This window comes from Sulfurovum sp., from assembly GCF_041562805.1.
In the GTDB taxonomy this organism is placed as follows: Bacteria; Campylobacterota; Campylobacteria; order Campylobacterales; family Sulfurovaceae; genus Sulfurovum.
In genome coordinates this window covers 1-4,887 of record NZ_JBFFOH010000175.1, presented here as the reverse complement: position 1 = coordinate 4,887, position 4,887 = coordinate 1, and the positions used below count along the sequence as shown (strand labels likewise).

Annotated in this window: 5 protein-coding genes and 1 tRNA gene; all 6 read right to left on the bottom strand. The window is 41.1% G+C overall.

The window, feature by feature from the left end; all coding sequences use genetic code 11:
- Nucleotides 1–523: 523 nt before the first annotated feature.
- A complete protein-coding gene (locus tag ABYK33_RS13805; protein ID WP_373033861.1) occupies nucleotides 524–1,189 on the bottom strand; it encodes a hypothetical protein in 666 nt (221 codons plus the stop codon).
- Between the two features lie 8 nt (nucleotides 1,190–1,197).
- Nucleotides 1,198–2,274, bottom strand: coding sequence for a hypothetical protein (locus tag ABYK33_RS13800; RefSeq protein WP_373033860.1), 1,077 nt, complete (start codon nucleotides 2,272–2,274; stop codon nucleotides 1,198–1,200).
- Between the two features lie 436 nt (nucleotides 2,275–2,710).
- Nucleotides 2,711–2,804 (bottom strand) — tRNA-Arg (locus ABYK33_RS13795).
- Nucleotides 2,780–3,262: a DUF4149 domain-containing protein gene (locus tag ABYK33_RS13790; protein WP_373033859.1), complete on the bottom strand. Its 483-nt coding sequence runs from the start codon at nucleotides 3,260–3,262 to the stop codon at nucleotides 2,780–2,782. Before ABYK33_RS13790 ends, ABYK33_RS13795 begins: the two co-directional genes overlap by 25 nt.
- Nucleotides 3,259–4,119, bottom strand: a complete 861-nt coding sequence (prmC, locus tag ABYK33_RS13785) for a peptide chain release factor N(5)-glutamine methyltransferase (RefSeq protein WP_373033858.1) — start codon at nucleotides 4,117–4,119, stop codon at nucleotides 3,259–3,261. The genes ABYK33_RS13790 and prmC overlap by 4 nt, the downstream gene beginning before the upstream one ends.
- Nucleotides 4,101–4,887: M48 family metallopeptidase (locus ABYK33_RS13780; RefSeq protein WP_373033857.1), on the bottom strand; the 787-nt coding region annotated here is incomplete at its 5' end. The genes ABYK33_RS13780 and prmC, both read right to left, overlap by 19 nt.

Sequence of the window (4,887 nt, the reverse complement as noted above, 5' to 3'; positions counted from 1 at the left end):
GCTGGCATCGTCGTAGTTGTCAAAATGAACACACCAGTCATCAAACACTTTGTTAAAATGGTCCAGGTCTTCATCTAAAAAGCCGCCCGCGGGCGATTGTAAAGCGAAGATACTCATAAAACAGGCCTTAAAAAGAGTTCCAAAAATAAAAGGCATAGTAACGTCGTGTTTCTATGTTCATATTCTTTTAGAATTATATTACATGACTCTTTCAACTTGTCATATACAGGTTGATATCTTGATAATACGCTTTGTTAAATGGGAAAATGGATGAAACTGCATCGTGATCGCAAGTGTTATCATATAGGCAGTAAGTATTACCTATATTTCGGCTCATATTTAGCGCATTCGCTTTCACTAAGTATAAGGAAGTACGATGTTAATGTTGTTTGTGGAGATCAGACAGTTGGTCTATCTACTCCTTGTTCAGAAGTTTGGCTAAAGTTGTCATTTAACGTTTAAAATGAGCAATCAAAAAGCCGCTTACGGGTTTTTGATTGGTTACCTTTGAATTGTTAGGTCTCTAATTCTGTATAGAACCATCAGTCCCGATTTTGATTTGAGGTCGTTCAACATTAAAAGCTTCAAGCGTGATTTCATAGTCTTTGATCTTTGCACTGACATATGATTGCTGTATTTCATTGTTTTTCAGCATGAAAGACTTTGCTTTATCGATAACTTTGTTGGTATAACCATGTGGCGCATATTGCCTGAGAAGCTTATTCTTGATTGTCTCAAAATCGTTTTTATCTTTTAAAATAGCAGTCAAACTATAAGTGTCCTCAGTTATTTGCTCCCGTTGAGTTTCATCAGTCAATGCTGCGCCACAATGGGGGCAACTGAATGTGCTTTTGCCCAAAGGTTCGCCACATATTTCACAACTGCGTACTTTGTGCTTTTTTGGAGAAATTATCACATTAGAATATTTTTTTAATAGATAACTACTTAATATGATTTGAGGCCCTGTGAAAATAATAAATGCGAAAAGAGACAAAATAGGATGCGGAATTATGTAAGGCCAAATGTAAAATGAAAAATTCGATACTACTAAAAGAATGTACCCAAATATAATACTATAGATACTAAACAGTTTTTTATAAATAAGTCTCTTTTTATTAAAAAGAACAAAAAGAATTGTAATGATTATTGGATATGTAAAGACTAATGACAGTGCTAAAAATTGACCCATTTGCTCTCCTAACGTTTAAAATGAGCAATCAAAAAGCCGCCCGCGGGTTTTTGATTGGTCTCCTTTGGATTGTTATATTGAGCATGGGGATTATATTCGGGAATCAGATCTTCGATTTTGTGCTTAAACTTTCTGAGTAAGTCATAATCCATCGTGGCTAAATAGAGTGCATTTCTATCGTCGCCATAGACAATAAATATCATATCTTTTTCATACAGTTTAACACCGATTAAGGGTGCACGCTGAAGTTCAATATAAGTGACATAATCAGATGTGCACAGAAGATTTGAAATAACAATGAGTTGCTTGTTCCCAATATCACTCAAGGTTAAATATGTTGACGATTTATTAATCATTCCAGCTTGTTTAGGGAGAAATTTATTGCATCCTGATCCTCCGCCCGACTCTCTAAACTTTCTTTGCCCATATTCAATTATTATACTTGCATCAATGTAGCTTATCCGCTGATTTCCTTTATCAAATATATATCTTAAACCCCAGATTTGTGTAGGTGCATTCAATTGTAAACCGCTAGCTGTCTTTGAACCATTGTGTTCGAATAAGACAGTACCATTTTCATTCAAGACGACTACTTTATTACCATCAAGGATACGTATATGGTTTTCTCTATCCACATCAATATCGACAAGGTTATGAAAAGTACCATTTCCTATCAGATAGGATATGTGATTATTTTCATCGATTTTTATTATTTTCTTGTTTTGATTATCAGCTAAATAGATATGTTCAATATCTTCAGAGTGACGGCTTGGGAAATATGAATAGACATCAAAACCAGTAATGTCGTTAGAAATAGAATCAAGTGCAATTTTTTTTAGTATAGAGAATTTTTTATCTTCGATTCGATACAGAAAAGCATTAGTCAAAATGTAATATGTGTTTGTATAGGTACTCTTACCATTCTTGGTTTCAATGATCGTTCCGCCTTCTTTAATGTTGATTATTTTTTCGTTTTTATCAAGTTCCAGAACTACTTTTTCGCTACCAATAAATGACTTTTCTTTGATGAGGCCAAATAAGCTGGTGGTTAAACAAATAACGATAATCCAAACTTTTACATACATCAGTTCTTCCTAGGTTAATTTAAAATATAACTATTTATTCATTCCCAAAATATACCTTAGTGCAAGAATTTAAATAGATATACAGACATGAAAAATGTCTAAATATTAAAACCTGTAGAGCAATATTTAACAAAATGAAATATTTTTGTTCATTTTACATTCTTTTTCTTAAAATCGTGACAGTTTAGGTGTCTGAAGTATTTTGATATACAGACTAAATGTCTGTATATCGTTTGGAAAAGTGATAAAAGGACAGAATGTCCTGTATATTGGAGGATAGACGGTATGGAAAAAAAGAAACTTCTTCTTTTCCATCGTGCAAAATCCGAGCCAAAACCATCTGACCGCGGGTACAGAAAACACACGCCAAGAAGACATTCGGTTCAGTCAAAAAGTCGTGAAAGTATCGTATTTTAGGGGAGTTTAGTATAAAGGGTGGTACGCCCAACAGGATTCAAACCTGTGACCGCTGGTACCGCAAACCAGTGTTTAAAGCAGGTATTACCTATTTCGTGACAAACATCAGACGCATGCGGCGAATGAAAAGCACGGCTAGGGCGACAGCGAGGATCTTGAAGTCGATCTCGCTGCCGATGTGCAGTGCATTGAAGGCGTCGCTTTGGGTCGCTTCGGCGCCGAGTCGCTGCATCTCTAAGATCTTAGGCGTGTAGACGGCGCTGAACATCAGTGCACTGACGATGACGAAAAAGGCGCTGACTAACGACCAGGTATCACGGCGGCCGTGTTTGTACTCGTTGGCCTCAAAAGCAAAGACAACTAACGCCAGAAATGAGATGACGTAGCTGAAACGGCGGAATATCTCTGCCATTAAAAGACCCTCGTTATAGTGGTCTAGCAGAGCACCTGCCAGATAGCTGTCCGAGTTAAAGATCGTCGCAGCAACAAAGATACCGAGCGTCAATACCGCACCCAGCGTCATTGCCACAAAAAGAAGATAGGTCACGATGGTCCACTGTTTTGTTGTCATGTTGTTTCCTTATTGTTTTTAGATATGCCCTTTAGTACAAAACCCCGGTCGTGCCCGGCGAGGTCTTTGTAGAACTTAAGTTCTTTATACGGGGTACTTTGTAAATACTCCGTCACCTTAGGCTTTTGGTCGTACCCCATCTCGCAGGCAAAAAAAGGGATGCCTCTCGCAATGGTCTCATCGAGAAGCCGCTGAATGATCTCGTCGCCAATCTCACCGCCAAATAGTGCCAAGTCAGGTTCGTAGTCGAGATTGCTTTCCAGAAGCTCATCGTTGGCGATGTAGGGCGGGTTAGAGACAAGAATATCGATCTTTTCACTGACCGGCTCTAAAAGGTCGCCCTGACGCAGTTCGATGCGTTCACTCAGACCAAAGGCCTCGATGTTCTTACACGCCACCTTCAACGCGTCGGGACTAATGTCAATCGCGATAATACGCGCTTTCGGCAGCTCCTGTGCAAGCACCGTAGAGATAATGCCGCTGCCCACGCCGACTTCGACAATGGTCAAAGACTTCTCTCTGTCGGCAAAGGCCAAAACCTCGTCAATAAGAAGTTCTGTCTCGGGTCGGGGAATCAAGGCACCCTCTTCGATATGGAACTCCTGCGAGTAGAAACTGACCCGGTTGGTAATGTACTCCAAAGGCTGGTTCTCTTTGCGGCGTGCCACCCAGGAGGCGAGTTTTCCACCCTCTTCTACGGTCTCATTTTCATGCGTTATCAACCACAGCTCATCTTTTTGAAGCAACGCCATAATAAGCAGCTGTGCCTCGCGTCTTGGACGCTCAACCACCCCTTGAAGTTCAGAGGTGATCTGCGTTAGCCACGCATTGACAGTCATCAGTCGATCGACGGACATGCACCCTCTAACGCACTGTCAGTCTGGGCATGAAGGTCAACTCCAAGCTCTTTAAGACGCTCCAGCACCGGCGGGTGGGTGTAGTAGAAAAAGATATAGATAGGGTGCGAAAGCGGAAAACTTTTGTTTTCACTGACCAGTTTTTTCAGCGCTTCGCTCAAAAAGAGTTTTCCGCCAAGATCGGCACCCGTTTTGTCTGCCTCATACTCGTTATGACGGCTGACGATTCCCATAATAGGCATCATCACGAAACTCAGCAGCGGCATGACCAGAATAAAGAGCATCATCATGTTGGCCGCGTTCATCTGTACGCCGAGTTCCATGTAAAGTGTGTCAGGCAGGTTGCCAAACAGCGCGAACATCGCAAAAAGCATACCGCCCATCAAGGCGATGTTCTTGTAGATATCGCCATGTTGAAAATGGCCCAGTTCATGTCCCAAAACCGCGAGCAGCTCATTGGACGAGAGTTTCTCCAACAGCGTGTCGAAAAGAACAACACGTTTGGTCTTGCCCAAACCGCCGAAATAGGCGTTAAGACGTGCATCGCGTTTCGATGCATCGGAGACAAAGACACCCGAACTCTGAAACCCTGTCGTGTCCATAAGACGGCCTATCTGCTTGTTCAACTCTTCATCTTCGAGCGGTGTCAATTTGTCAAAAAAGAGTGCGCGAAGTGTCGGGAAAAACATGTTCAGCAGCACGATAACACCGAAAATGAAGGCAAAGCTCCACAACCACCACAGCTGTGTCGACGAAATAATCGCGTAG

Coding starts and splice junctions, on each gene's coding strand:
- prmC (WP_373033858.1), bottom strand. CDS start 4,119: ATGTCCGTCGATCGACTGATGACTGTCAATGCGTGGCTAACGCAGATC.
- ABYK33_RS13805 (WP_373033861.1), bottom strand. CDS start 1,189: ATGGGTCAATTTTTAGCACTGTCATTAGTCTTTACATATCCAATAATC.
- ABYK33_RS13790 (WP_373033859.1), bottom strand. CDS start 3,262: ATGACAACAAAACAGTGGACCATCGTGACCTATCTTCTTTTTGTGGCA.
- ABYK33_RS13800 (WP_373033860.1), bottom strand. CDS start 2,274: ATGTATGTAAAAGTTTGGATTATCGTTATTTGTTTAACCACCAGCTTA.